Source organism: Streptomyces sp. NPDC051740 (genome assembly GCF_044453165.1).
Lineage (GTDB): Bacteria > Actinomycetota > Actinomycetes > Streptomycetales > Streptomycetaceae > Streptomyces > Streptomyces atrovirens.
In genome coordinates, this window is record NZ_JBITCL010000013.1 from 76,163 (window position 1) to 100,848 (window position 24,686).

Annotated in this window: 23 protein-coding genes; 21 read left to right on the plus strand and 2 right to left on the minus strand. The window is 70.4% G+C overall.

The genetic code is table 11. The features are described from left to right. Nucleotides 1–314: 314 nt before the first annotated feature. From ACIA6T_RS22225 to relA, 12 genes are all read left to right on the plus strand, one after another. Nucleotides 315–866 carry a hypothetical protein gene (locus ACIA6T_RS22225; RefSeq protein WP_399448191.1) on the plus strand — a complete coding sequence of 184 codons (552 nt, stop codon included), beginning with the start codon at nucleotides 315–317 and terminating at the stop codon, nucleotides 864–866. A 141-nt stretch (nucleotides 867–1,007) separates the two neighbouring features. Further along, nucleotides 1,008–1,919, plus strand: a complete 912-nt coding sequence (pdxS, locus tag ACIA6T_RS22230; RefSeq protein ID WP_073933758.1) for a pyridoxal 5'-phosphate synthase lyase subunit PdxS — start codon at nucleotides 1,008–1,010, stop codon at nucleotides 1,917–1,919. Continuing rightward, complete coding sequence (gene pdxT, locus ACIA6T_RS22235) at nucleotides 1,913–2,518, plus strand: pyridoxal 5'-phosphate synthase glutaminase subunit PdxT (protein WP_399448294.1); 606 nt, start codon at nucleotides 1,913–1,915, stop codon at nucleotides 2,516–2,518. Before pdxS ends, pdxT begins: the two co-directional genes overlap by 7 nt. 48 nt (nucleotides 2,519–2,566) lie before the next feature. After that, nucleotides 2,567–3,319, plus strand: coding sequence for a YebC/PmpR family DNA-binding transcriptional regulator (locus tag ACIA6T_RS22240; RefSeq protein ID WP_030832480.1), 753 nt, complete (start codon nucleotides 2,567–2,569; stop codon nucleotides 3,317–3,319). 108 nt (nucleotides 3,320–3,427) lie between these two features. Next, nucleotides 3,428–3,994, plus strand: coding sequence for a crossover junction endodeoxyribonuclease RuvC (ruvC, locus tag ACIA6T_RS22245; protein WP_385049133.1), 567 nt, complete (start codon nucleotides 3,428–3,430; stop codon nucleotides 3,992–3,994). Beyond that, entirely contained in the window at nucleotides 3,991–4,596 is a 606-nt protein-coding gene (gene ruvA, locus ACIA6T_RS22250) for a Holliday junction branch migration protein RuvA (protein WP_399448192.1), read from the plus strand. The genes ruvC and ruvA overlap by 4 nt, the downstream gene beginning before the upstream one ends. Nucleotides 4,597–4,624: 28 nt before the next feature. Beyond that, nucleotides 4,625–5,698 carry a Holliday junction branch migration DNA helicase RuvB gene (gene ruvB, locus ACIA6T_RS22255; protein WP_399448193.1) on the plus strand — a complete coding sequence of 358 codons (1,074 nt, stop codon included), beginning with the start codon at nucleotides 4,625–4,627 and terminating at the stop codon, nucleotides 5,696–5,698. A 165-nt stretch (nucleotides 5,699–5,863) separates the two neighbouring features. Then, nucleotides 5,864–6,355: a preprotein translocase subunit YajC gene (yajC, locus tag ACIA6T_RS22260; RefSeq protein WP_399448194.1), complete on the plus strand. Its 492-nt coding sequence runs from the start codon at nucleotides 5,864–5,866 to the stop codon at nucleotides 6,353–6,355. Nucleotides 6,356–6,487: 132 nt separating this feature from the next. Beyond that, nucleotides 6,488–8,260 carry a protein translocase subunit SecD gene (gene secD, locus ACIA6T_RS22265; RefSeq protein ID WP_399448195.1) on the plus strand — a complete coding sequence of 591 codons (1,773 nt, stop codon included), beginning with the start codon at nucleotides 6,488–6,490 and terminating at the stop codon, nucleotides 8,258–8,260. 1 nt (nucleotide 8,261) lies between these two features. Continuing rightward, the gene (gene secF, locus ACIA6T_RS22270) at nucleotides 8,262–9,380 is read left to right on the plus strand and encodes a protein translocase subunit SecF (RefSeq protein WP_399448196.1); all 1,119 of its coding nucleotides are present in this window, start codon (nucleotides 8,262–8,264) and stop codon (nucleotides 9,378–9,380) included. Beyond that, nucleotides 9,377–9,916, plus strand: coding sequence for an adenine phosphoribosyltransferase (locus tag ACIA6T_RS22275; protein WP_399448198.1), 540 nt, complete (start codon nucleotides 9,377–9,379; stop codon nucleotides 9,914–9,916). The genes secF and ACIA6T_RS22275 overlap by 4 nt, the downstream gene beginning before the upstream one ends. Before the next feature lie 318 nt (nucleotides 9,917–10,234). Continuing rightward, nucleotides 10,235–12,757 (plus strand): GTP pyrophosphokinase, encoded by a 2,523-nt coding sequence (gene relA / locus ACIA6T_RS22280; protein WP_399448199.1) that lies wholly within the window; start codon nucleotides 10,235–10,237, stop codon nucleotides 12,755–12,757. A gap of 77 nt (nucleotides 12,758–12,834) precedes the next feature. Here the strand turns inward: relA and ACIA6T_RS22285 are convergent, their stop codons facing one another. Further along, nucleotides 12,835–14,064, minus strand: coding sequence for a DUF349 domain-containing protein (locus ACIA6T_RS22285; RefSeq protein ID WP_399448200.1), 1,230 nt, complete (start codon nucleotides 14,062–14,064; stop codon nucleotides 12,835–12,837). A gap of 138 nt (nucleotides 14,065–14,202) precedes the next feature. Then, on the minus strand, nucleotides 14,203–15,024 hold the full coding sequence (locus tag ACIA6T_RS22290) for a peptidylprolyl isomerase (protein WP_399448201.1): 822 nt from the start codon (nucleotides 15,022–15,024) through the stop codon (nucleotides 14,203–14,205). A 183-nt stretch (nucleotides 15,025–15,207) separates the two neighbouring features. Between ACIA6T_RS22290 and ACIA6T_RS22295 the strand changes: the two genes are divergently transcribed. The 9 genes from ACIA6T_RS22295 (at nucleotide 15,208) to ruvX (ending at nucleotide 24,643) form a co-directional block, all read left to right on the plus strand. Further along, a complete protein-coding gene (locus ACIA6T_RS22295; RefSeq protein ID WP_399448202.1) occupies nucleotides 15,208–15,918 on the plus strand; it encodes an MBL fold metallo-hydrolase in 711 nt (236 codons plus the stop codon). Between the two features lie 11 nt (nucleotides 15,919–15,929). After that, complete coding sequence (gene hisS, locus ACIA6T_RS22300; RefSeq protein WP_399448203.1) at nucleotides 15,930–17,192, plus strand: histidine--tRNA ligase; 1,263 nt, start codon at nucleotides 15,930–15,932, stop codon at nucleotides 17,190–17,192. Between the two features lie 263 nt (nucleotides 17,193–17,455). Further along, the gene (locus tag ACIA6T_RS22305; protein WP_399448204.1) at nucleotides 17,456–18,124 is read left to right on the plus strand and encodes a vitamin K epoxide reductase family protein; all 669 of its coding nucleotides are present in this window, start codon (nucleotides 17,456–17,458) and stop codon (nucleotides 18,122–18,124) included. Nucleotides 18,125–18,167: 43 nt separating this feature from the next. Next, nucleotides 18,168–19,523, plus strand: a complete 1,356-nt coding sequence (locus ACIA6T_RS22310) for a replication-associated recombination protein A (protein WP_399448205.1) — start codon at nucleotides 18,168–18,170, stop codon at nucleotides 19,521–19,523. A gap of 303 nt (nucleotides 19,524–19,826) precedes the next feature. Further along, nucleotides 19,827–20,441 carry a 30S ribosomal protein S4 gene (gene rpsD / locus ACIA6T_RS22315; RefSeq protein ID WP_385057350.1) on the plus strand — a complete coding sequence of 205 codons (615 nt, stop codon included), beginning with the start codon at nucleotides 19,827–19,829 and terminating at the stop codon, nucleotides 20,439–20,441. A gap of 189 nt (nucleotides 20,442–20,630) precedes the next feature. Further along, on the plus strand, nucleotides 20,631–21,083 hold the full coding sequence (locus ACIA6T_RS22320) for a DUF948 domain-containing protein (RefSeq protein WP_399448206.1): 453 nt from the start codon (nucleotides 20,631–20,633) through the stop codon (nucleotides 21,081–21,083). A 7-nt stretch (nucleotides 21,084–21,090) separates the two neighbouring features. After that, nucleotides 21,091–21,471, plus strand: a complete 381-nt coding sequence (locus ACIA6T_RS22325; protein WP_399448207.1) for a hypothetical protein — start codon at nucleotides 21,091–21,093, stop codon at nucleotides 21,469–21,471. Then, on the plus strand, nucleotides 21,471–24,143 hold the full coding sequence (alaS, locus tag ACIA6T_RS22330; RefSeq protein WP_399448208.1) for an alanine--tRNA ligase: 2,673 nt from the start codon (nucleotides 21,471–21,473) through the stop codon (nucleotides 24,141–24,143). Before ACIA6T_RS22325 ends, alaS begins: the two co-directional genes overlap by 1 nt. Before the next feature lie 35 nt (nucleotides 24,144–24,178). Beyond that, the gene (gene ruvX / locus ACIA6T_RS22335; protein ID WP_399448295.1) at nucleotides 24,179–24,643 is read left to right on the plus strand and encodes a Holliday junction resolvase RuvX; all 465 of its coding nucleotides are present in this window, start codon (nucleotides 24,179–24,181) and stop codon (nucleotides 24,641–24,643) included. Nucleotides 24,644–24,686: the final 43 nt, after the last annotated feature.

Sequence of the window (24,686 nt, forward strand, 5' to 3'; positions counted from 1 at the left end):
GTACGTACTTCCCGCAGAGCAGGGGATCCCAGCCGCGTGGCCTGGCCCTTCGGGCGGGCGACGGGAAGGGGCGGACAGGCCCCGGGGACGAGGCCGTCCAGGCTGGTGGGGCACAGGGCCTGCCCGGACCGTTCCCGCCCGCCGCGCGACGCCCGGCACGTACTTCCCGCAGAGCAGGGGATCCCAGCCGCGTGGCCTGGCCCTTCGGGCGGGCGACGGGAAGGGGCGGACAGGCCCCGGGGACGAGGCCGTCCAGGCCGAAGGGGGTCCGGGGGCGCAGTCACCGAAGAGCGCCCCCGGTAGCCTTGCCGCCCGTGACCGCAACCCTCATCTGGATCCTCGTCGCCCTCGTCGCCCTCGTCGTCATCGGCCTCTACCTGAGCTGGACGGCGGGACGCCTGGACCGGCTGCACGCCCGGATCGACGCCGCCCGGGCCGCGCTCGACGCCCAACTGCTGCGCCGTGCCTCCGTGGCGCAGGAACTGGCCACCTCGGGTGTGCTCGACCCCGCCGCGTCGATCGTGCTCTACGAGGCCGCGCACGCCGCGCGGCAGTCGGTCGAGGAGCAGCGCGAGGTCGCGGAGAGCGAGCTCAGCCAGGCGCTGCGCGCGGTGTTCGGCGACGCGCAGCAGGTGGACGCGGTCCGGGAGGCCCCCGGGGGCGAGGAGGCGGCCCTGGAGCTCGCCGAGGCGGTGCGCAGGGTGCCGATGGCCCGCCGCTTCCACAACGACGCCGTACGGGCGGCACGGGCGCTGCGCCGGCACCGCAAGGTGCGCTGGTTCCGGCTGGCCGGACACGCGCCCTTCCCGATGGCCTTCGAGATGGACGACGAACCGCCGGCCGCCCTGGTCGAGCGGGCCGCGTAACGGCGGGATCCGGCCACCCGGCCGGACCGCCGCCGACCGAAAAGGATCCACCGGCTTCCCATTGGCCCTTGCTGTGGCCTGGTCCGCTCACGTTTCCTCGGTGCTGCAGAAACCCCCTCCTTCCCCTCAGCGAGGTCATTCGTGTCCAGCACGCTCTCCGAAAACCAGGGTCCCGAGACCGGCACCGCCCGTGTGAAGCGCGGCATGGCCGAGCAGCTCAAGGGCGGCGTGATCATGGACGTCGTCACGCCGGAGCAGGCCAAGATCGCCGAGGACGCCGGCGCCGTCGCCGTCATGGCCCTGGAGCGGGTCCCCGCCGACATCCGCAAGGACGGTGGCGTGGCCCGGATGTCCGACCCGGACATGATCGAGGGCATCATCGGCGCGGTCTCCATCCCCGTGATGGCCAAGTCCCGCATCGGCCACTTCGTCGAGGCCCAGGTGCTGCAGTCCCTCGGCGTCGACTACATCGACGAGTCCGAGGTCCTCACCCCGGCCGACGAGGTCAACCACAGCGACAAGTTCGCCTTCACCACCCCCTTCGTCTGCGGCGCCACCAACCTCGGCGAGGCCCTGCGCCGCATCGCCGAGGGCGCCGCCATGATCCGCTCCAAGGGCGAGGCCGGCACCGGCAACGTCGTCGAGGCCGTACGCCACCTGCGCCAGATCAAGAACGAGATCGCCCGCCTGCGCGGCTACGACAACAACGAGCTGTACGCCGCCGCCAAGGAGCTGCGCGCCCCGTACGAGCTGGTCAAGGAGGTCGCCGAGCTGGGCAAGCTCCCGGTGGTCCTCTTCTCCGCCGGCGGTGTGGCCACCCCGGCCGACGCCGCGCTGATGCGCCAGCTCGGCGCCGAGGGCGTCTTCGTCGGCTCCGGCATCTTCAAGTCCGGCGACCCGGCCAAGCGTGCCGCCGCCATCGTCAAGGCGACCACCTTCTACGACGACCCGAAGATCATCGCGGACGCGTCCCGCAACCTCGGCGAGGCCATGGTCGGCATCAACTGCGACACCCTCCCCGAGACCGAGCGCTACGCCAACCGCGGCTGGTGACCGTGATCATCGGTGTCCTGGCCCTCCAGGGCGACGTACGGGAGCACCTCGTCGCCCTGGCCGCAGCCGACGCCGTGGCCAGGCCGGTCCGGCGCCCCGAGGAACTCGCCGAGGTCGACGGCCTGGTCATCCCCGGCGGGGAGTCCACCACGATCTCCAAGCTGGCCGTCCTCTTCGGCCTGATGGAGCCGCTCCGGGCGCGTGTGCGCGAGGGCATGCCCGTCTACGGCACCTGCGCCGGCATGATCATGCTGGCCGACAAGATCCTCGACCCGCGCTCGGGCCAGGAGACCCTCGGCGGCATCGACATGATCGTGCGCCGCAACGCCTTCGGCCGGCAGAACGAGTCCTTCGAGGCCGCGGTCGACGTCAAGGGCGTCGAGGGCGATCCCGTGGAGGGCGTCTTCATCCGCGCCCCCTGGGTGGAGTCCGTCGGCGCCGGCGCCGAGGTGCTCGCCGAGCACGGCGGCCACATCGTCGCCGTCCGCCAGGGCAACGCGCTGGCCACGTCGTTCCACCCGGAACTGACCGGCGACCACCGCGTGCACGGCCTCTTCGTCGACATGGTGCGCGCGTGCCGGGCGGCCGAGTCCTTGTAGGATTCCTGCGTTCGTTGCAGAGATGGGTTACGCGAAGGAGACAGGCAGATGTCCGGCCACTCTAAATGGGCCACGACGAAGCACAAGAAGGCCGTGATCGACGCCAAGCGCGGCAAGCTCTTCGCGAAGCTGATCAAGAACATCGAGGTCGCCGCGCGTATGGGCGGTGTCGATCTGGAGGGCAACCCCACCCTCTACGACGCCGTCCAGAAGGCCAAGAAGCAGTCGGTGCCGAACAAGAACATCGACTCCGCCATCAAGCGCGGTGGCGGTCTCGAGGCCGGTGGCGCCGACTACGAGACGATCATGTACGAGGGTTACGGTCCGAACGGTGTCGCGGTGCTCATCGAGTGCCTCACCGACAACCGCAACCGTGCCGCCTCGGACGTACGTGTCGCGATGACCCGCAACGGCGGCTCCATGGCCGACCCGGGCTCGGTGTCGTACCTGTTCAACCGCAAGGGCGTGGTGATCGTCCCCAAGGGCGAGCTGACCGAGGACGACGTCCTCGCCGCCGTCCTGGACGCGGGTGCCGAGGAGGTCAACGACCTCGGCGAGAACTTCGAGGTGCTCAGTGAGGCCAGCGACATGGTCGCCGTGCGCACCGCTCTGCAGGACGCCGGGATCGACTACGACTCCGCCGAGGCCAACTTCGTCCCGACCATGCAGGTCGAGCTGGACGAGGAGGGCGCCAAGAAGATCTTCAAGCTCATCGACGCGCTGGAGGACAGCGACGACGTGCAGAACGTCTTCGCCAACTTCGACGTGAGCGACGAGATCATGGAGAAGGTCGACGCGTAACGCGTCCACTGCTCAGCGGGCCGGCGGGACGCTTCCGCCGGCCCGCCGCTCTGTCAGTGGCACCCGATAGCCTGCACAAACAGGTGATCGAGGGAAAAGGGGTGGCACGTGCGCGTACTGGGGGTGGACCCGGGGCTGACCCGGTGCGGTGTCGGTGTCGTGGAGGGCGTCGCCGGGCGGCCGCTCACCATGCTCGGCGTGGGCGTCGTCCGCACGCCGGCCGACGCCGACCTCGGCCACCGCCTCGTCGCCGTCGAGCAGGGCCTCGAACAGTGGCTGGACGAGCACCGGCCCGAGGTCGTCGCCGTGGAGCGCGTCTTCAGCCAGCACAACGTGCGTACGGTGATGGGCACCGCCCAGGCCAGCGCCGTCGCCATCCTGTGCGCCTCCCGCCGCGGCATCCCCGTCGTCCTGCACACGCCCAGCGAGGTCAAGGCCGCCGTCACCGGCTCGGGCCGCGCCGACAAGGCGCAGGTCGGCGCCATGGTCACCCGCCTGCTGCGGCTGGACGCGCCGCCGAAGCCCGCCGACGCCGCCGACGCCCTCGCGCTCGCCATCTGCCACATCTGGCGCGCCCCCGCGCAGAACCGGCTCCAGCAGGCCGCCGCCCTGCACGCCTCCAGAACCTCCCGCGCACCACAAGCCCCGCGCGCATCGAAAGGCCGTACGACATGATCGCCTTCGTCAGCGGCACGGTCGCCGCCCTCGCTCCCGACACCGCGGTGGTCGAGGTCGGCGGGGTCGGCATGGCCGTCCAGTGCACGTCGAACACGCTCTCCACGCTCCGCGTCGGACAGCCCGCGAAACTCGCCACCTCCCTCGTCGTCCGCGAGGACTCGCTGACCCTGTACGGCTTCGCCGACGACGACGAGCGCCAGGTCTTCGTGCTGCTCCAGACCGCCAGCGGCGTGGGCCCCCGGCTGGCCCAGGCGATGCTCGCCGTGCACACCCCCGACGCCCTGCGCAGAGCCGTGGCCACCGGGGACGAGAAGGCGCTGACCGCCGTCCCCGGCATCGGGAAGAAGGGCGCCCAGAAGCTGCTCCTGGAGCTCAAGGACCGCCTCGGCGAGCCGCTCGGCGCCCCCGCCGTCGGCGCGCCGGTCACCAGCGGCTGGCGCGACCAGCTGCACGCCGCCCTGATCGGCCTCGGGTACGCGACCCGTGAGGCCGACGAGGCCGTGTCCGCCGTGGCACCCCAGGCGGAGGCCGCCGAGGGCACCCCGCAGGTGGGGCAGCTGCTGAAGGCGGCCCTGCAGACGCTGAACCGCGCCCGATAGCCCGTACGGAGAGCTGAGGCATACGCACATGAACTGGGACGACGCCACCGACACCGACGCCACCGGCGAGCGGCTGGTGGGCTCTGTCGCCGACCGCGAGGACCAGGCCGTCGAGGCCGCCCTGCGCCCCAAGGACCTGGGCGAGTTCATCGGCCAGGAGAAGGTCCGCGAGCAGCTCGACCTCGTGCTGCGCGCCGCCCGCGCGCGGGGCGCCACCGCCGACCACGTGCTGCTCTCCGGCGCCCCCGGCCTCGGCAAGACCACCCTCTCGATGATCATCGCCGCCGAGATGGAAGCCCCCATCCGCATCACCTCGGGTCCCGCCATCCAGCACGCCGGCGACCTCGCGGCGATCCTCTCCTCCCTCCAGGAGGGTGAGGTGCTCTTCCTCGACGAGATCCACCGCATGTCCCGGCCCGCCGAGGAGATGCTCTACATGGCGATGGAGGACTTCCGCGTCGACGTGATCGTCGGCAAGGGCCCCGGCGCCACCGCCATCCCCCTCGAACTGCCCCCCTTCACCCTGGTCGGCGCCACCACCCGGGCAGGCCTGCTGCCGCCCCCGCTGCGCGACCGCTTCGGCTTCACCGCGCACATGGAGTTCTACGAGCCCGCCGAGCTGGAGCGGGTCGTCCACCGCTCGGCGAGCCTCCTCGACGTGGAGATCGACCCGGCCGGCGCCGCGGAGATCGCCGGCCGCTCCCGCGGCACGCCCCGCATCGCCAACCGCCTCCTGCGCCGCGTCCGGGACTACGCGCAGGTCAAGGCCGACGGGGTGATCACCAAGGACATCGCCGCGGCGGCCCTCGCCGTCTACGAGGTCGACGCCCGGGGCCTCGACCGGCTGGACCGGGCCGTACTGGAGGCGCTGCTGAAGCTGTTCGGCGGCGGACCGGTCGGCCTGTCCACGCTCTCCGTCGCGGTCGGGGAGGAACGTGAGACCGTGGAAGAGGTGGCCGAACCCTTCCTCGTACGGGAGGGCCTGCTCGCCCGCACCCCGCGCGGGCGGGTCGCCACCCCGGCGGCATGGGCGCATCTCGGCCTTACGCCGCCCCGCTCGGGGACCCCCGGAAACGGACAAGGGGACCTGTTCGGGGCGTGACGGCGAGGACGACGGCGCGGGCAGGAACCCCGGTGCCACGCTGAGCGTTGTTCCCTGCGCGCGGACTCGCTTAGACTCCGCCGATGCCACCCTTGCCGGCGGCAGTACATACCCCCAACCATCAGGCCGTTCACCATCGCGGTCGTGTGAAGGAAGTTCCGACCCGTGAGTCTCCTGACCCTCCTCCCGTTCATTGTGCTCATCGGGGCCATGTTCCTGATGACCCGGTCGGCCAAGAAGAAGCAGCAGCAGGCCATCGACATGCGGAACCAGATGCAGCCCGGTTCCGGCGTCCGCACCATCGGGGGCATGTACGCCACGGTCAAGGAGGTCAGTGAGGACACGGTCCTCCTCGACGCCGGTCCGGGTGTGGAACTGCTGTTCGCCAAGAACTCGATCGGTTCCGTCCTGACCGACGAGGAGTACAACCGCATCGTCCACGGCATCGAACACGACCTGAAGTCCGACGCCGACGTCGTCCCCGACGACGCCTCCTCCCTCACCGAGACCGACGACTCCTCCGACGCTGCCGCCGCCTCCGACGACACGCCTGTCGACCTCGGCAAGAAGGACGCGGCCGACGAGCCGGCCGACGCCGACGAGGCGAAGGCGGACGCGCAGTCGAAGAAGTCCGACGGCGACTCCGACGCGAAGTAGTCGTGGCCCGGGGCGCGCGGGCAGCGCCCGCGCGCCCCGGGACATGCCCGACTCGCACGGAGTCCCGACACCATGTCATGGCCGCCCGCCCGCAGATCCGGCGCGAGGCGGCCCGAGAGGGAGTACGAGAAGGTGGCAGCACTCAAAAAGGGACGGAACGCGAGCGCCACAAGTAAGCCGTGGCGCTCGCTCGCTCTGATCCTGATCGCCATCGTGGCGCTCACCGGCGGCATGTTCGCATCCGGGCACACCACTCCGCGTCTCGGCATCGACCTGGCCGGTGGTACGAGCATCACGCTGGCGGCGGTCCCCGAGGCCGGCCAGGAGTCCGCGATCAACAAGACCAACATGAACACCGCGGTCTCCATCATGGAGCGGCGTGTCAACGGTCTTGGCGTCTCGGAGGCCGAGGTCCAGACGCAGGGTGACCGCAACATCATCGTCAACATTCCCAAGGGCACCAATTCCAAGCAGGCCCGGGACCAGGTGGGCACCACCGCCAAGCTGTACTTCCGCCCGGTCGTCGCCACCGAACTCGCCGGTGGCGGCGCCGCTCCCACGCCCAGCGCGACCAGCGACGGCTCGGAGCAGGACTCCGGCGAGGACAAGGCGACCGACAAGGCCACGGAGAAGGCGACCGACGGTTCCTCCCCGTCGGCGAGCGCCACCACCCAGGGCCGTGCCGTCACCGACGCACTGAAGGCCGACGAGACGCCGTCCGCCTCCCCGAGCGGCACGGCCGAGGACGGGGCCAGCCCCTCCGCGTCCGCGACCGGCGGCACCTCCGGCGACGCCGACAGCAAGCTCCAGGCCCAGTACGCCGCGCTCGACTGCACCAAGGAGAGCGTCCGCGCCAAGGCCGGTGACGGTTCCAAGGCCGACGACTCGACCGTCGCCTGCGGCCAGAACTCCCAGGGCCAGTGGCAGAAGTACATCCTCGGTCCCGCCGCGGTCGACGGCACGGACGTCGACGAGGCCAACGCCGTCCTGAACACCCAGACCGGTGCCGGCTGGACCGTCACCATGGACTTCACGGACAAGGGCGCCAAGAAGTTCGCCGACATCACCGGCCAGCTCGCCCAGAACCAGTCCCCGCAGAACCAGTTCGCCATCGTCCTGGACAACGAGGTCGTCTCCGACCCGTACGTCAGCCAGGCCCTGACCGGCGGCAACGCCGAGATCTCCGGCAACTTCACCCAGCAGTCGGCCCAGGAACTGGCCAACATGCTGTCCTACGGCGCCCTGCCGCTGACCTTCCGCGAGGACAGCGTCACCACCGTCACCGCCGCGCTCGGCGGCGAGCAGCTGAAGGCCGGTCTGATCGCCGGCGCCATCGGCCTCGCCCTGGTCGTCATCTACCTGCTGGTCTACTACCGCGGACTGTCCTTCATCGCCATCGCCTCCCTGCTGGTCTCCGCGGCCCTCACCTACGTGATCATGTCGCTGCTCGGCCCGACCATCAATTTCGCGCTGAACCTGCCGGCCGTGTGCGGAGCCATCGTCGCCATCGGCATCACGGCGGACTCGTTCATCGTGTTCTTCGAACGGGTCCGGGACGAGATCCGCGAGGGCCGCACCCTGCGCCCCTCCGTGGAGCGCGCCTGGCCGCGCGCCCGGCGCACCATCCTGGTCTCCGACTTCGTGTCCTTCCTCGCCGCCGCGGTGCTCTTCATCGTCACGGTCGGCAAGGTCCAGGGCTTCGCGTTCACGCTCGGCCTGACCACCGTGCTCGACGTCGTGGTGGTGTTCTTCTTCACCAAGCCGCTGCTGACGCTGATGGCCCGCCGCAAGTTCTTCGCGAGCGGCCACAAGTGGTCCGGTCTCGACCCGAAGGCACTGGGCGCGAAGCCGCCCCTGCGCCGCACCCGCCGTCCCTCCGCCCCCACCCAGACGAAGGAGGCGTGAGATGTCGAAACTCGGCACCCTCGGGGCCCGGCTGCACCACGGCGAGGTCGGCTACGACTTCATCAAGAACCGCAAGATCTGGTACGGCATCTCCATCCTGATCACCATCACGGCCATCCTCGGCCTGTCGGTGCGCGGCCTGCACATGGGCATCGAGTTCCAGGGCGGAGCGGTCTTCACCACCCCGAAGAACATGAGCGTCTCGGTCGCCCAGGCCGAGGGGTACGCGGAGGACGCCTCCGGTCACGACGCGATCGTCCAGAAGCTCGGTGACGGCAGCCTGCGCATCCAGGTCGCGGGCATCGACACCAAGACCTCGGACAGCATCAAGGACAAGCTCGCCGAGGACCTCAAGGTCGACGGGGAGCGGATCAATGCCGAGCTGGTCGGCCCGAGCTGGGGCGAGCAGATCGCCAACAAGGCCTGGCAGGGCCTCGGCATCTTCATGATCCTGGTCGTGATCTACCTGGCGATCGCCTTCGAGTGGCGCATGGCACTCGCCGCGTTCGTCGCCCTGATCCACGACATCACCATCACCGTCGGCATCTACGCCCTCGTCGGCTTCGAGGTCACGCCGGGCACGGTGATCGGTCTGCTGACCATCCTCGGCTACTCGCTCTACGACACGGTCGTCGTCTTCGACAGCCTCAAGGAACAGACCAAGGACATCACCAAGCAGACCCGCTGGACCTACAGCGAGATCGCCAACCGTTCCATCAACAGCACCCTGGTCCGCTCCATCAACACCACGGTGGTCGCGCTGCTGCCGGTGGCCGGTCTGCTGTTCATCGGTGGCGGTGTCCTCGGCGCCGGCATGCTGAACGACATCTCGCTGTCGCTGTTCGTCGGCCTCGCCGCCGGAGCGTACTCCTCGATCTTCATCGCCACCCCGCTCGTCGCCGACCTCAAGGAGCGCGAGCCGGCGATGAAGTCGCTGAAGAAGCGCGTCCTGGCCAAGCGTGCCCAGGGCGAGACCGCGGGCGGGACGCAGGAGGCCCCGGTCACCGGCGAGGAGCACGACGACGAGTCCGAGGACGCCGCACCCGCGGTCGTCGGCCCGCGCGACCAGTCGGCCACCCGCACCCGCGGCCGGGGCCGTCCCTCCGGGAAGCGCCGATGACCGAGATCAGAGAGCTGCTGCTCAGTCGCATCCGGGACGTGGCGGACTACCCGGAGCCGGGTGTGATGTTCAAGGACATCACCCCGCTCCTGGCGGACCCCGCGGCGTTCTCCGCGCTCAGCGACGCCCTCGCCGACGTCGCCCGCGCCACCGGTGCCACCAAGGTCGTCGGCCTGGAGGCCCGCGGGTTCATCCTCGGCGCCCCGGTCGCCATCCGCGCGGGCCTCGGCTTCATCCCCGTACGCAAGGCGGGCAAGCTCCCCGGAGCCACCCTCAGCCAGGCGTACGACCTGGAGTACGGCTCCGCCGAGATCGAGGTGCACGCCGAGGACCTGAGCGCCGCCGACCGCGTTCTGGTGGTCGACGACGTCCTCGCCACCGGCGGCACCGCCGAGGCGTCGGTCCAGCTCATCCGCAGGGCGGGCGCCGAGGTCGCGGGCCTGGCCGTACTGATGGAGCTCGGCTTCCTCGGCGGCCGCGCCCGGCTGGAACCGGCCCTGGCCGGCGCCCCGCTGGAAGCGCTGCTCACGGTCTGACCAGCGGCGTCGCACGCGAACCGCACACAGGGAACACCACTCGGGCGGGCCCGGAGGAATCCGGTGCCCGCCTCGGGTGTTTCCGGGGTGGGCCGTCTTTTGGGGCGGTGCTGTTCATGGTCTGGCCTGCGGTAATGCGTGTGGATCGTGTGGGGGGACACCGTTCGGGCGGGCCCGGAGGAATCCGGTGCCCGCCTCGGGTGTTTCGGGAGTGGACCGTCCTCACATCCGCCCGCAGGCGATCCACGGGCACGGGATCGCTACCATGGGGTTTCCGGAGCCTGACCGGGGGACCCGGATCGCGCACGAGGAGCCCTCTTGCCAGACGAGGCCCAGCACCTGACCGCCGCCAAGCCCGAGTCCGCCTCGGCGGCCGCGGCCAAGCCCGCGCCGAGCGCGCCCCACGCGAAGAACGACACGCGCGGGCCGGTCCAGCACGCCCAGTCCGCGCCGGTCGACAAGCCCGAGCAGCCGCGCCCCAAGCCGGCCCCGTCCGAGCGCTCCGCGCCCCTGGCCCGCCCGAACACCGGCCAGCCGCGCTCCGGCTCCTCCAACCGCGTCCGTGCCCGCCTCGCCCGGCTCGGCGTCCAGCGCGCCAACCCGTACAACCCGGTCCTGGAACCGCTGCTGCGGATCGTCCGCAGCAACGACCCCAAGATCGAGAACGCCACGCTCCGCCAGATCGAGCGCGCCTACCAGGTCGCCGAGCGCTGGCACCGCGGCCAGAAGCGCAAGAGCGGCGACCCGTACATCACGCACCCGCTCGCCGTCACCACCATCCTCGCCGAGCTCGGCATGGACCCGGCCACGCTCATGGCCGGACTGCTGCACGACACCGTCGAGGACACCGAGTACGGCCTGGAGGACCTGCGCCGCGACTTCGGCGACGTGGTCACCCTCCTCGTCGACGGCGTCACCAAGCTCGACAAGGTCAAGTTCGGCGAGGCCGCGCAGGCCGAGACCGTGCGCAAGATGGTCGTCGCCATGGCCAAGGACCCGCGCGTCCTGGTCATCAAGCTCGCCGACCGCCTGCACAACATGCGCACCATGCGCTACCTCAAGCGCGAGAAGCAGGAGAAGAAGGCGCGCGAGACCCTGGAGATCTACGCGCCGCTCGCCCACCGCCTGGGCATGAACACCATCAAGTGGGAGCTGGAGGACCTCGCCTTCGCGATCCTCTACCCCAAGATGTACGACGAGATCGTCCGCCTGGTCGCCGAGCGCGCTCCCAAGCGCGACGAGTACCTCGCCATAGTCACCGACGAGGTGCAGCAGGACCTGCGCGCCGCCCGCATCAAGGCCACCGTCACCGGCCGCCCCAAGCACTACTACAGCGTCTACCAGAAGATGATCGTCCGCGGCCGCGACTTCGCGGAGATCTACGACCTGGTGGGCATCCGCGTCCTGGTGGACACCGTCCGCGACTGCTACGCGGCACTCGGCACGGTGCACGCGCGATGGAACCCGGTCCCCGGCCGGTTCAAGGACTACATCGCGATGCCCAAGTTCAACATGTACCAGTCGCTGCACACGACGGTCATCGGGCCCGGCGGCAAGCCCGTCGAGCTGCAGATCCGCACCTTCGACATGCACCGTCGCGCGGAGTACGGCATCGCCGCGCACTGGAAGTACAAGCAGGAGGCGGTCGCCGGCGCCTCCAAGGTCCGCACCGACGCGCCCAAGTCGTCGGGCAAGGGCAAGGACGACCACCTCAACGACATGGCCTGGCTGCGGCAGCTCCTGGACTGGCAGAAGGAGACCGAGGACCCCGGCGAGTTCCTGGAGTCCCTGCGCTTCGACCTGTCCCGCAACGAGGTCTTCGTCTTCACCCCCAAGGGCGACGTCATAGCGCTGCCCGCGAGTGCCACCCCCGTGGACTTCGCCTACGCCGTCCACACCGAGGTCGGCCACCGCACCATCGGGGCGCGGGTCAACGGCCGCCTCGTACCGCTGGAGTCGACCCTCGACAACGGCGACCTGGTGGAGGTCTTCACCTCCAAGGCGGCCGGTGCCGGCCCCTCCCGCGACTGGCTCGGCTTCGTCAAGTCGCCGCGCGCCCGCAACAAGATCCGCGCCTGGTTCTCCAAGGAGCGCCGCGACGAGGCCATCGAGCACGGCAAGGACTCCATCGTCCGCGCGATGCGCAAGCAGAACCTGCCGATCCAGCGCATCCTCACCGGCGACTCGCTGGTCACGCTGGCGCACGAGATGCGCTACTCGGACATCTCCGCGCTGTACGCGGCGATCGGCGAGGGCCATGTCTCCGCGCAGAACATCGTGCAGAAGCTCGTCCAGGCCCTCGGCGGCGAGGAGGCCGCCACCGAGGAGATCGACGAGTCGGTCCCGCCGGCCCGCAGCCGCAAGCGCCGCTCCAGCGCCGACCCCGGTGTCGTCGTCAAGGGCGTCGAGGACGTCTGGGTGAAGCTGGCCCGCTGCTGTACGCCGGTGCCCGGCGACCCGATCATCGGATTCGTGACCCGGGGCAGCGGCGTATCGGTGCACCGCAGCGACTGCGTCAACGTCGACTCGCTGTCCCGGGAGCCCGAGCGGATCCTCGACGTCGAGTGGGCGCCCACCCAGTCCTCGGTCTTCCTGGTCGCCATCCAGGTCGAGGCCCTCGACCGGTCCCGGCTGCTGTCGGACGTCACACGCGTACTGTCCGACCAGCACGTCAACATCCTCTCCGCGGCCGTCCAGACCTCCCGCGACCGTGTCGCCACCTCCCGCTTCACCTTCGAGATGGGCGACCCCAAGCACCTCGGTCACGTCCTGAAGGCCGTACGCGGCGTGGAGGGCGTCTACGACGTCTACCGGGTGACCTCGGCCCGCAACCGCACGTAGCGGACGGCAGACACACGAAAGGGGGGCTCCCGTACCCGAGGTACGGGAGCCCCCCTTTCGTGTGCCGTGCGCGGAGTTCAGCCGCCGAACTCGTGCAGACCCTTCAGCGCCTGGTCCAGCAGGGCCCGGCGGCCCTCCAGCTCCCGCTCCAGCTTCTCCGCCTTGGCGGTGTTGCCCTGCGCCCTGGCCTGCTCGATCTGGCCCTTCAGCTTGTCCACGGCGGCCTGGAGCTGACCGGTCAGACCCGCGGCACGCGCGCGTGCCTCCGGGTTCGTCCGGCGCCACTCGGCCTCCTCGGCCTCCTGCAGGGCCCGCTCCACGGTGTGCATCCGGCCCTCGACCTTCGGGCGGGCGTCCCGCGGCACATGGCCGATGGCCTCCCAGCGCTCGTTGATCCCGCGGAACGCGGCCCGCGCGGCCTTCAGTTCCGTGATCGGCAGGAGCTTCTCGGCCTCCTCGGCCAGCTCCTCCTTGAGCTTGAGGTTCTCGGTCTGCTCCGCGTCCCGCTCGGCGAAGACCGAGCTGCGGGCGGCGAAGAAGACGTCCTGGGCGCCGCGGAAGCGGTTCCACAGGTCGTCCTCGTGCTCGCGCTGGGCGCGACCCGCGGCCTTCCACTCCGACATCAGGTCGCGGTAGCGGGCGGCCGTCGGCCCCCAGTCCGTCGAGCCCGACAGCGACTCGGCCTCCGCGACCAGCCGCTCCTTGGCCTGACGGGCCTCCTCGCGCTGCGCGTCCAGCTGCGCGAAGTGCTGCTTGCGCCGCTTGGAGAACGCCGACCGCGCGTGCGAGAACCGGTGCCACAGCTCGTCGTCCGACTTGCGGTCCAGCCGCGGCAGGCCCTTCCAGGTGTCCACCAGCGCCCGCAGCCGCTCACCGGCGGCCCGCCACTGGTCGGACTGCGCCAGCTCCTCCGCCTCGACGACCAGCGCCTCCTTGGCGTGACGCGCCTCGTCGGACTGCTTGGCCCGCTGCGCCTTGCGCTCCTCGCGGCGCGCCTCCACCAGCTCCACGAGCTTGTCCAGCCGGGCCCTGAGGGCGTCCAGGTCGCCGACCGCGTGGTGCGCGTCCACCTGCTCGCGCAGGTGCCCGATCGCGGTCTGGGCGTCCTTGGACGACAGGTCGGTGGTCTTCACTCGCTTCTCGAGGAGGCCGATCTCGACAACCAGGCCCTCGTACTTGCGCTCGAAGTAGGCCAGCGCCTCCTCGGGGGAGCCGGCCTGCCAGGAACCGACGACCTGCTCGCCGTCGGCCGTACGCACGTACACGGTCCCCGTCTCGTCGACGCGGCCCCACGGGTCGCTGCTCACAGCGCCTCCTCCACATGATGCCGTCGAGAGGGCCTCGAAGCTCCCCCGGGCATCGTCCACAGTTTCGTCACGGCCAACATAGGCGACCGACGGGATGCCTGTCCGCATCCCGCGCGACCGAAATTTCGCAGTTGGGGGTCAGGATTCGGTGACGGTCGCCTTGTCGATCACGACCGTCGCGTTGGGTGCCCCGTCACCCGCTCCGGTGTTCTCCCCGGCGTCGGCGATCTTCTTCAGCACCTCCATGCCGGCGTCCGAGACGGTGCCGAACGGGGTGTAGCTGGGCGGAAGCTGGCTGTCCTGGTAGACCAGGAAGAACTGACTGCCGCCACTGTCCGCCTGCCCGGTGTTGGCCATCGCGACCGTGCCCGCCGGGTAGATGTTGTCCTTCAGGCTTTTGTCCTTCAGGTTCTCGTCCGGGATCGTGTAGCCGGGACCGCCGGTGCCGGTGCCCGTCGGGTCACCGCACTGCAGCACGTAGATGCCGTTCGTGGTGAGCCGGTGGCACTTGCTGTGGTCGAAGTAGCCCTTCTTCGCCAGGAAGTCGAACGAGTTGACCGTGTGCGGGGCCGCCGACGCCTTCAGCGCCACGTCTATCCCGCCGCAGGTCGTGTCCAGCTTCAGGGTGTACTTCGCCGACTTGTCGATGGCGACCGCCGGCTCCTTCTCCCAGGTCTCCGTCTTGACCTTGCCCTCGGCGGGCTTGTCGCACGGGTCCGGAGCCTTGCCGGTCGGTGCGGCGCTCGGCGTGACCTCCGCGTTCGCGTTGGTCTTGTCGTCGTCCTGCTCCAGCGCCCCGGTCGCGTACAGCGCGCCGCTGCCCACGAGGACCACACCGAGCACGGACGCGATCACCGAGTTGCGCGTCCGCGACTTCCGCCGCGCTTCGGTGCGCCGCTGCTGCTGCCGCAAGAACTTCTCCCGGGCGAGCTGACGCCGCCGCTGCTCCTGGCTGACCACCGGATTCTCTCCTCATACGTCTCGTGTGCCGGCCGGTACGCGTGCGTGCGTGCGGTGAGCCGACCGCCTGCGTGTGCCCCGTACCGTATATGGGTTCGCTGAGGAATCGGCAGCGCCGGTAGGCTCTGACCACGGGCGCAGCCCCGTCGCAAGCCTCCCGTATCGACACAACGAAGGACGATCGTGCTCATTGCCGGGTTCCCCGCCGGGGCCTGGGGGACGAACTGTTATCTCGTCGCCCCCGCCGCCGGTGAGGAGTGCGTGATCATCGACCCCGGCCACCAGGCCGCCGACGGCGTCGCGGAGGCGGTCCGCAAGCACCGGCTCAAGCCCGTCGCCGTCGTCCTCACCCACGGCCACATCGACCACGTCGCCTCGGTCGTCCCGGTGTGCGGAGCGCATGACGTACCGGCCTGGATCCACCCCGAGGACCGCTACATGATGAGCGACCCCGAGAAGGGCATCGGCCGCGCCATCGGCATGCCGCTGATGGGCGAGCTGACGGTGGGGGAGCCGGGCGACGTCAGGGAACTCACCGACGGCACGCGGCTGGACCTCGCGGGCCTCACGTTCTCCGTCGCGCACGCGCCGGGCCATACCAAGGGGTCGGTGACCTTCGGCCTGCCCGAGGCGGCGGACATCCCGCCGCTCATGTTCTCGGGCGACCTGCTGTTCGCCGGCTCCGTCGGACGCACCGACCTGCCGGGCGGCTCCATGGACGACATGCTCGAGTCCCTGGCCCGCGTGTGCCTGCCGCTCGACGACTCGACCGTGGTGCTGTCCGGCCACGGCCCCCAGACGACCATCGGCCAGGAACGCGCCACCAACCCGTATCTGCGGCGGGTGGCCGCCGGCCAGGGAGCCACCACCGAGGCTCCCCGACGAGGAATGTGACGAGACCTTCCGTGAGCACCTTCAAGGCCCCCAAGGGCACGTACGACCTGATCCCGCCGGACAGCGCCAAGTACCTCGCCGTCCGCGAGGCCATCGCCGCCCCGCTGCGGGGCTCCGGCTACGGCTACATCGAGACGCCCGGCTTCGAGAACGTCGAGCTGTTCGCGCGCGGTGTCGGTGAGTCCACCGACATCGTCACCAAGGAGATGTACGCCTTCGAGACCAAGGGCGGCGACCGGCTCGCCCTGCGCCCCGAGGGCACCGCCTCCGTGCTGCGCGCGGCCCTGGAGGCCAACCTGCACAAGGCGGGCAACCTCCCGGTCAAGCTCTGGTACTCCGGCTCCTACTACCGCTACGAGCGCCCCCAGAAGGGCCGTTACCGCCACTTCTCCCAGGTCGGCGCCGAGGCGATCGGCGCGGAGGACCCGGCCCTCGACGCCGAGCTGATCATCCTCGCCGACCAGGCGTACCGCTCGCTGGGCCTGCAGAACTTCCGCATCCTGCTCAACAGCCTCGGCGACAAGGAGTGCCGCCCGGTGTACCGGGCAGCGCTGCAGGACTTCCTGCGCGGTCTCGACCTGGACGAGGACACCCTGCGCCGCGCGGAGATCAACCCGCTGCGCGTCCTGGACGACAAGCGCGAGTCGGTGCAGAAGCAGCTCACCGGCGCGCCCCTGCTGCGCGACTACCTCTGCGACGCCTGCAAGGCGTACCACGAGGAGGTCCGCGAGCTGATCACGGCGGCGGGTGTGGCCTTCGAGGACGACCCCAAGCTGGTGCGCGGCCTCGACTACTACACCCGTACGACCTTCGAGTTCGTCCACGACGGTCTCGGCTCCCAGTCCGCGGTGGGCGGCGGCGGCCGTTACGACGGCCTGTCCGAGATGATCGGCGGGCCCGCGCTGCCGTCCGTCGGCTGGGCCCTCGGCGTCGACCGCACCGTGCTGGCCCTGGAGGCGGAGGGCGTCGAGCTCGAACTCCCGGCCGCCACGAGCGTGTTCGCCGTCCCGCTCGGCGAGGAGGCCCGCCGGGTGCTGTTCGCCAAGGTCACCGAGCTGCGCAAGAACGGCGTGGCAGCCGACTTCGGTTACGGGAGCAAGGGCCTCAAGGCCGCGATGAAGGCCGCCAACCGCTCGGGCGCCCGCTACGCCCTGGTCCTGGGCGAACGCGACCTCGCCGAGGGCGTCGTCCAGCTCAAGGACATGGAGTCCGGCGAGCAGACGGCGGTCGGCGTCAACGAGATCGTGGCGGAACTGGAGTCACGTCTCGGCTGACCCCTCGTACCGACGAAGGCGCCGGATGCCCGCGCGGGGCACCGGCGCCTTCGCCGTCAACGCCTACGGGCGGCTTCACCCGGTCGGATGATCCTGGACGGAGCGCATCCGCGACCGTCCCCAGGACATCGGCCGAAACCGCACGCTCACGGGCGAACGCCGGTACGCACTTATGTCCGCACAACGGCGGACCCACAGCCCCGTACGGCACAATGGCCCCTGCCCGAAGCAGGTCCACACTCCCCAGTGACGGAATCGGCGTGATGAGCAAGACGACAGTCAGGGACGTCGACATGGATCCCGAACCCTCGGCCGCACCGCAGCCGGCCGCCTCCGCGCCGCGCACGGAGGGCGCGAGCCGGGCCTTCGCCCTGCTCCTGGTGATCACCGGCGCCGCCGGCGTGCTCGCCGCGTGGGTGATCACGCTCGACAAGTTCAAACTGCTCGAGGCCAAGGTCAAGGGCGAGACGTTCGTCCCCGGGTGCAGCCTCAACCCCGTCGTCTCCTGCGGCAGCGTCATGGAGAGCGACCAGGCCTCCGTCTTCGGCTTCCCCAACCCGATGCTCGGCCTCGTCACCTACGGCATCGTCGTCTGCGTCGGCATGAGCCTGCTCGCCCGGGCCCGCTTCCCGCGCTGGTACTGGCTCACCTTCAACGCGGGCACCCTCTTCGGCACCGTGTTCTGCGCCTGGCTGATGTTCCAGTCCCTGTACCGGATCAACGCCCTGTGCCTGTGGTGCTGCCTGGCCTGGGTCGCCACGATCATCATGTTCTGGTACGTGACGTCGTTCAACATCCGCCAGGGCTTCCTGCCCGCCCCCGGCTGGCTGAAGGGCTTCTTCGGCGAGTTCACCTGGGTCATGCCGGTCCTGCACATCGGCATCATCGGCATGCTGATCCTGACCCGCTGGTGGGAGTTCTGGACCAGCTGACCGCCCGCCCCGGGCTGTCGGTGCGGTGCTTTAGGGTTTCAGCGTGGAGCCCGACCTGTTCACCGCCGCAGCAGAAGAACGCCAGGAGAAGGACCCGACCGGCAGCCCCCTGGCGGTCCGGATGCGCCCGCGCACCCTCGACGAGGTGCTGGGCCAGCAGCACCTGCTGAAGCCGGGCTCCCCCCTGCGCAGACTGGTGGGCGAGGGCGCCTCGGGCCCCGCGGGACCCTCCTCGGTGATCCTCTGGGGCCCGCCCGGCACCGGAAAGACGACCCTGGCCTACGTCGTCTCCAAGGCCACCAACAAGCGCTTCGTCGAGCTGTCGGCGATCACCGCGGGCGTCAAGGAGGTCCGCGCGGTCATCGACGGCGCCCGCCGCGCCTCCGGCGGGTACGGCCAGGAGACCGTCCTCTTCCTCGACGAGATCCACCGCTTCAGCAAGGCCCAGCAGGACTCCCTGCTCCCGGCCGTGGAGAACCGCTGGGTCACCCTGATCGCCGCGACCACCGAGAACCCCTACTTCTCGGTCATCTCCCCGCTGCTCTCCCGCTCCCTCCTCCTCACCCTCGAACCCCTCACCGACGACGACATCCGGGACCTGCTGAAGCGCGCCCTCACCGACGAGCGGGGCCTGAAGGGCGCCGTCACCCTCCCCGAGGACACCGAGAACCACTTCCTGCGCATCGCGGGCGGCGACGCCCGCCGCGCGCTCACCGCCCTGGAGGCCGCCGCGGGGGCCGCGCTCGACAAGGGCGAGGCGGCGATCACCCTGGCCACGCTGGAGGAGACGGTCGACCGGGCCGCGGTGAAGTACGACCGCGACGGCGACCAGCACTACGACGTCGCCAGCGCGCTGATCAAGTCCATCCGCGGCTCCGACGTGGACGCCGCCCTGCACTACCTGGCCCGCATGGTCGAGGCCGGCGAGGACCCCCGCTTCATCGCCCGCCGCCTGATGATCTCCGCCAGTGAGGACATCGGCCTCGCCGACCCGAACGCGCTGCCGATCGCCGTCGCCGCCGCCCAGGCCGTCGCCATGATCGGCTTCCCCGAGGCCGCCCTCACCCTCAGCCACGCCACCATCGCCCTCGCCCTCGCCCCCAAGTCCAACGCCGCCACCACCGCGATCGGCGCCGCCCTGGACGACGTACGCAAGGGACTGGCCGGTCCCGTGCCGTCCCACCTCCGGGACAGCCACTACAAGGGCGCGACCAAGCTCGGGCACGGCAAGGGCTACACCTACCCGCACGACCTGCCCGAGGGCATCGCCGAACAGCAGTACGCGCCGGACGCCCTGAAGGACCGCGCGTACTACGAGCCCACCCGGCACGGCGCGGAGGCGCGGTACGCGGACGCGGTGGAGTGGACCAGGAAGCACCTCGGTCGGAAGCGGTCCTGACCACCCTGTAGACTCTGCAGGAGTGCTGAGTCCCGTGTCCGGCTCCGGTCGGCGCCTCAGGCGGGACACCCAGCCGGATCCTTCGATCCAGGAGCGTCGCGCACCGTCGTAGGTGTCGCGGGCAGCCCACCACCCCCCCCGTAAGTCCCGGGACCGGTCGGTGGGCCGTTCGTGTGCTGCACGTATGTGCCCAGACCAGGGGAGCGGCTGCCCGTCAGGTCCTCACGGACCCGATGGGAATTCCCCGGCTGCGGATGCGACCTCCCGTAACCCTGAGGCAGCCGAAAAGGAAAAGGAAGAGAAGTGGCGAACCAGTCCCGCCCCAAGGTCAAGAAGTCGCGTGCCCTCGGCATCGCGCTGACCCCGAAGGCCGTCAAGTACTTCGAGGCCCGCCCCTACCCGCCGGGTGAGCACGGCCGCGGCCGCAAGCAGAACTCGGACTACAAGGTCCGTCTGCTGGAGAAGCAGCGTCTGCGCGCGCAGTACGACCTCTCCGAGCGCCAGCTGGTGCGCGCCTACGAGCGTGCCTCCAAGGTGCAGGGCAAGACCGGTGAGGCCCTGATCGTGGAGCTGGAGCGGCGCCTCGACGCGCTGGTCCTGCGTTCGGGCATCGCCCGCACGATCTACCAGGCCCGCCAGATGGTCGTCCACGGCCACATCCAGGTCAACGGCAAGAAGGTCGACAAGCCCTCCTTCCGTGTCCGCCCGGACGACGTCGTGCAGGTCCGCGACCGCAGCAAGGAGAAGACCCTCTTCACGATCGCCCGTGAAGGCGGCTTCGCCCCCGACGGTGAGACCCCGCGCTACCTCCAGGTGAACCTCAAGTCCCTGGCGTTCCGCCTGGACCGTGAGCCGAACCGCAAGGAGATCCCGGTGATCTGCGACGAGCAGCTCGTCGTCGAGTACTACGCCCGCTGACCCCAGCAGGCGCGCGGTATCCCGAACCCGCCGTCTCCCCGCCCCTCCGGGCGGGCGAGGCGGCGGGTTCGTCGTCGCTTCCCGCGACTCCACCGGTGGCGGACGGTAATCCGGTACGGAGTCCCGTCACCGGCGCGATAGGCTCGACCCACGACTTTCTCGATGTTCAGGCGCGTTTCAAGGGAGCGGGTGCACACAGTGTCCGGTGGCGAGGTGGCCGGAATCCTGGTGGCCGTGTTCTGGGCGATCCTGGTCTCCTTCCTCGCCGTCGCGCTGGCGAGGCTGGCCCAGACGCTCCGGGCGACCACCAAGCTCGTGGCGGACGTGACCGACCAGGCCGTCCCCCTGCTGGCGGACGCCTCGGCGGCGGTGCGTTCCGCGCAGACCCAGATCGAACGGGTCGACGCGATCGCCTCCGACGTCCAGGAGGTCACCTCCAACGCCTCCGCGCTGTCGACCACCGTGGCCTCCACCTTCGGCGGCCCCCTGGTCAAGGTCGCCGCCTTCGGTTACGGCGTGCGCCGCGCCGTCAGCGGCCGCAAGGACGACGCCCCGGCCAGGGAGCCGAGGCGTGACGTGATCGTGGGCCGCACCGTCCCGGGCGCGCGGCGGGAAAAGCGGACCCGGGGAAAGAGGGACTGACCCAGCGATGTTCCGCCGAACGTTCTGGTTCACCACCGGCGTCGCCGCCGGCGTGTGGGCCACCACCAAGGTCAACCGCAAGATCAAGCAGCTGACGCCCGAGCACCTCGCCGTCACCGCGGCGAACAAGGCGATCGAGGCCGGCGGCCGGCTCAAGGACCGTGCGGTGGACTTCGCGCTCGAGGTCCGCGACAACATGGCCCGGCGGGAGGCCGAACTGGGCGACGCGCTCGGGCTCAACACCCCCGTCGACCGCGAACTCCCCGCGCCCCGCGGCTACGCCGTCATCGAGAACCGCAACACCCCCAAGTACGTCGAGGGCCCGGCGCGGAAGCCGACGCAGCAGACGTACCCGACGTACCCGTACAACCGGAATGAGGACCACTGATGGAGTCGGCCGAGATCCGCCGCCGCTGGCTGAGCTTCTTCGAGGAGCGCGGGCACACCGTCGTCCCGTCGGCGTCGCTCATCGCGGACGACCCGACTCTGCTGCTCGTCCCGGCCGGCATGGTGCCCTTCAAGCCCTACTTCCTGGGCGAGGTCAAGCCGCCCTTCGACCGCGCCACCAGCGTGCAGAAGTGCGTGCGCACGCCGGACATCGAAGAGGTCGGCAAGACCACCCGCCACGGCACGTTCTTCCAGATGTGCGGCAACTTCTCCTTCGGCGACTACTTCAAGGAAGGCGCCATCAAGCTTGCCTGGGAGCTGCTCACCAGCACCCGGGACCAGGGCGGTTACGGCCTCGACCCCGAGCGCCTGTGGATCACCGTCTACCAGGACGACGACGAGGCCGAGCAGATCTGGCGCGACGTCGTCGGCGTGCCGGCCGAGCGCATCCAGCGCCTGGGCAAGAAGGACAACTTCTGGTCCATGGGCGTCCCCGGCCCCTGCGGCCCCTGCTCCGAGATCAACTACGACCGCGGCCCCGAGTTCGGCGTCGAGGGCGGCCCCGCCGTCAACGACGAGCGGTACGTGGAGATCTGGAACCTCGTCTTCATGCAGTACGAGCGGGGCGAGGGCACCGGCAAGGACGACTTCGAGATCCTCGGCGACCTGCCGAGCAAGAACATCGACACGGGTCTGGGCTTCGAGCGGCTCGCCATGATTCTGCAGGGCGTGCAGAACATGTACGAGATCGACACCTCCATGGCCGTGATCGACAAGGCCACCGAGCTCACCGGCGTGGCCTACGGCGACGCCCAGGCCTCCGACGTCTCCCTGCGCGTGGTCACCGACCACATGCGTACGTCCGTCATGCTCATCGGCGACGGCGTCACCCCCGGCAACGAGGGCCGTGGCTACGTGCTGCGCCGCATCATGCGCCGCGCCATCCGCAACATGCGCCTGCTCGGTGCCACCGGTCCGGTCGTCAAGGACCTGATCGACGTCGTCATCGGCATGATGGGCCGGCAGTACCCGGAGCTCGTCACCGACCGCGAGCGCATCGAGAAGGTGGCCCTCGCCGAGGAGAACGCCTTCCTCAAGACGCTGAAGGCCGGCACCAACATCCTCGACACCGCCGTCAGCGACACCAAGGCCTCCGGCGGCACCGTCCTCGCCGGCGACAAGGCCTTCCTGCTCCACGACACCTGGGGCTTCCCGATCGACCTCACCCTGGAGATGGCCGCCGAGCAGGGGCTCTCCGTGGACGAGGACGGCTTCCGCCGCCTGATGAAGGAGCAGCGGGAGCGCGCCAAGGCCGACGCCCAGGCCAAGAAGACCGGCCACGCCGGCGCCGGCGCCTACCGGGAGATCGCCGACAAGGCCGGCGCCACCGACTTCGTCGGCTACACCGACACCGAGAGCGAGTCCACGATCGTCGGCATCCTCGTCGACGGCGCCTCCTCCCCGGCCGCCACCGAGGGCGACGAGGTCGAGATCGTCCTCGACCGCACCCCGTTCTACGCCGAGGGCGGCGGCCAGATCGGCGACACCGGCCGCATCAAGGTCGACACCGGTGCCGTCATCGAGATCCGCGACTGCCAGAAGCCGGTCCCGGGCGTGTACGTCCACAAGGGCGTCGTCCAGTTCGGCGAGGTCACCGTCGGCGCCAAGGCCCAGGCCTCCATCGACGGCCGCCGCCGTACGGCCATCGCCCGCGCCCACTCGGCCACCCACCTCACCCACCAGGCGCTGCGCGACGCCCTCGGTCCGACGGCCGCCCAGGCCGGTTCCGAGAACCAGCCCGGCCGCTTCCGCTTCGACTTCGGCTCCCCGTCCGCCGTACCGACGGCCGTGATGACCGACGTCGAGCAGAAGATCAACGAGGTGCTCGCCCGCGACCTCGACGTGCGCGCCGACGTCATGGGCATCGACGAGGCCAAGAAGCAGGGCGCCATCGCCGAGTTCGGCGAGAAGTACGGCGAGCGCGTGCGCGTCGTCACCATCGGCGACTTCTCCAAGGAGCTGTGCGGCGGCACCCACGTGCACAACACCGCCCAGCTCGGCCTGGTGAAGCTGCTCGGCGAGTCCTCCATCGGCTCCGGTGTGCGCCGCATCGAGGCCCTGGTCGGCGTGGACGCCTACAACTTCCTCGCCCGTGAGCACACGGTCGTCGCCCAGCTCCAGGAGCTGATCAAGGGCCGCCCGGAGGAGCTTCCGGAGAAGGTCTCCGCCATGCTCGGCAAGCTGAAGGACGCCGAGAAGGAGATCGAGAGGTTCCGCGCCGAGAAGGTGCTCCAGGCCGCCGCCGGTCTCGCCGAGTCCGCCAAGGACGTCCGCGGCGTCGCCGTCGTCACCGGCCAGGTCCCCGACGGCACCACGCCGGACGACCTGCGCAAGCTGGTCCTCGACGTGCGGGGCCGCATCCAGGGCGGCCGGGCCGTCGTCGTCGCCCTGTTCACCGTGAACAACGGCAAGCCGCTGACGGTCATCGCCACCAACGACGCCGCCCGCGAGCGCGGCCTCAAGGCCGGTGAACTGGTCCGCACGGCCGCCAAGACCCTCGGCGGCGGCGGCGGCGGCAAGCCGGACGTCGCCCAGGGCGGCGGCCAGAACCCGGCCGCCATCGGCGAGGCCGTCGACGCCGTCGAGCGGCTCGTGGCGGACACCGCCAAGTGAACGACCCGGTGAACGAGCAGACGGGCGGCCCGGTGATGCGCCGCGGCCGCCGTCTCGCGATCGACGTCGGGGACGCCCGCATCGGGGTCGCCTCGTGCGACCCCGACGGGATCCTCGCCACGCCGGTCGAGACCGTCCCCGGCCGGGACGTCCCCGCCGCCCACCGCAGGCTGCGGCAGCTCGTCGGGGAGTACGAGCCGATCGAGGTCGTCGTCGGTCTCCCCCGCTCCCTCAAGGGGGGCGAGGGCCCGGCCGCGGCCAAGGTCAGGCGCTTCGCGCAGGAGCTGGCCCGTATGATCACTCCCGTTCCGGTGCGACTCGTCGACGAACGCATGACGACGGTGACGGCGAGTCAGGGACTGCGCGCCTCGGGCGTGAAGTCCAAGAAGGGACGTTCCGTCATCGACCAGGCGGCCGCTGTGATCATCCTTCAGCAGGCACTGGAATCCGAACGGGTGTCAGGCAGGCCACCCGGTGAGGGCGTCGAAGTGGTCATCTGATCGCGATACGGTAACGTTCCGCGCGATGCGGACGGTGTTCGAA

What these genes read in the sequence shown, in the direction of transcription:
- ruvB (WP_399448193.1), top strand. Translation starts at nt 4,625, where the DNA reads ATGAACTGGGACGACGCCACCGACACCGACGCCACCGGCGAGCGGCTG.
- ACIA6T_RS22275 (WP_399448198.1), top strand. Translation starts at nt 9,377, where the DNA reads ATGACCGAGATCAGAGAGCTGCTGCTCAGTCGCATCCGGGACGTGGCG.
- ACIA6T_RS22325 (WP_399448207.1), top strand. Translation starts at nt 21,091, where the DNA reads ATGTTCCGCCGAACGTTCTGGTTCACCACCGGCGTCGCCGCCGGCGTG.
- ruvX (WP_399448295.1), top strand. Translation starts at nt 24,179, where the DNA reads ATGCGCCGCGGCCGCCGTCTCGCGATCGACGTCGGGGACGCCCGCATC.
- ACIA6T_RS22305 (WP_399448204.1), top strand. Translation starts at nt 17,456, where the DNA reads ATGAGCAAGACGACAGTCAGGGACGTCGACATGGATCCCGAACCCTCG.
- secF (WP_399448196.1), top strand. Translation starts at nt 8,262, where the DNA reads ATGTCGAAACTCGGCACCCTCGGGGCCCGGCTGCACCACGGCGAGGTC.
- ruvA (WP_399448192.1), top strand. Translation starts at nt 3,991, where the DNA reads ATGATCGCCTTCGTCAGCGGCACGGTCGCCGCCCTCGCTCCCGACACC.
- ACIA6T_RS22240 (WP_030832480.1), top strand. Translation starts at nt 2,567, where the DNA reads ATGTCCGGCCACTCTAAATGGGCCACGACGAAGCACAAGAAGGCCGTG.
- alaS (WP_399448208.1), top strand. Translation starts at nt 21,471, where the DNA reads ATGGAGTCGGCCGAGATCCGCCGCCGCTGGCTGAGCTTCTTCGAGGAG.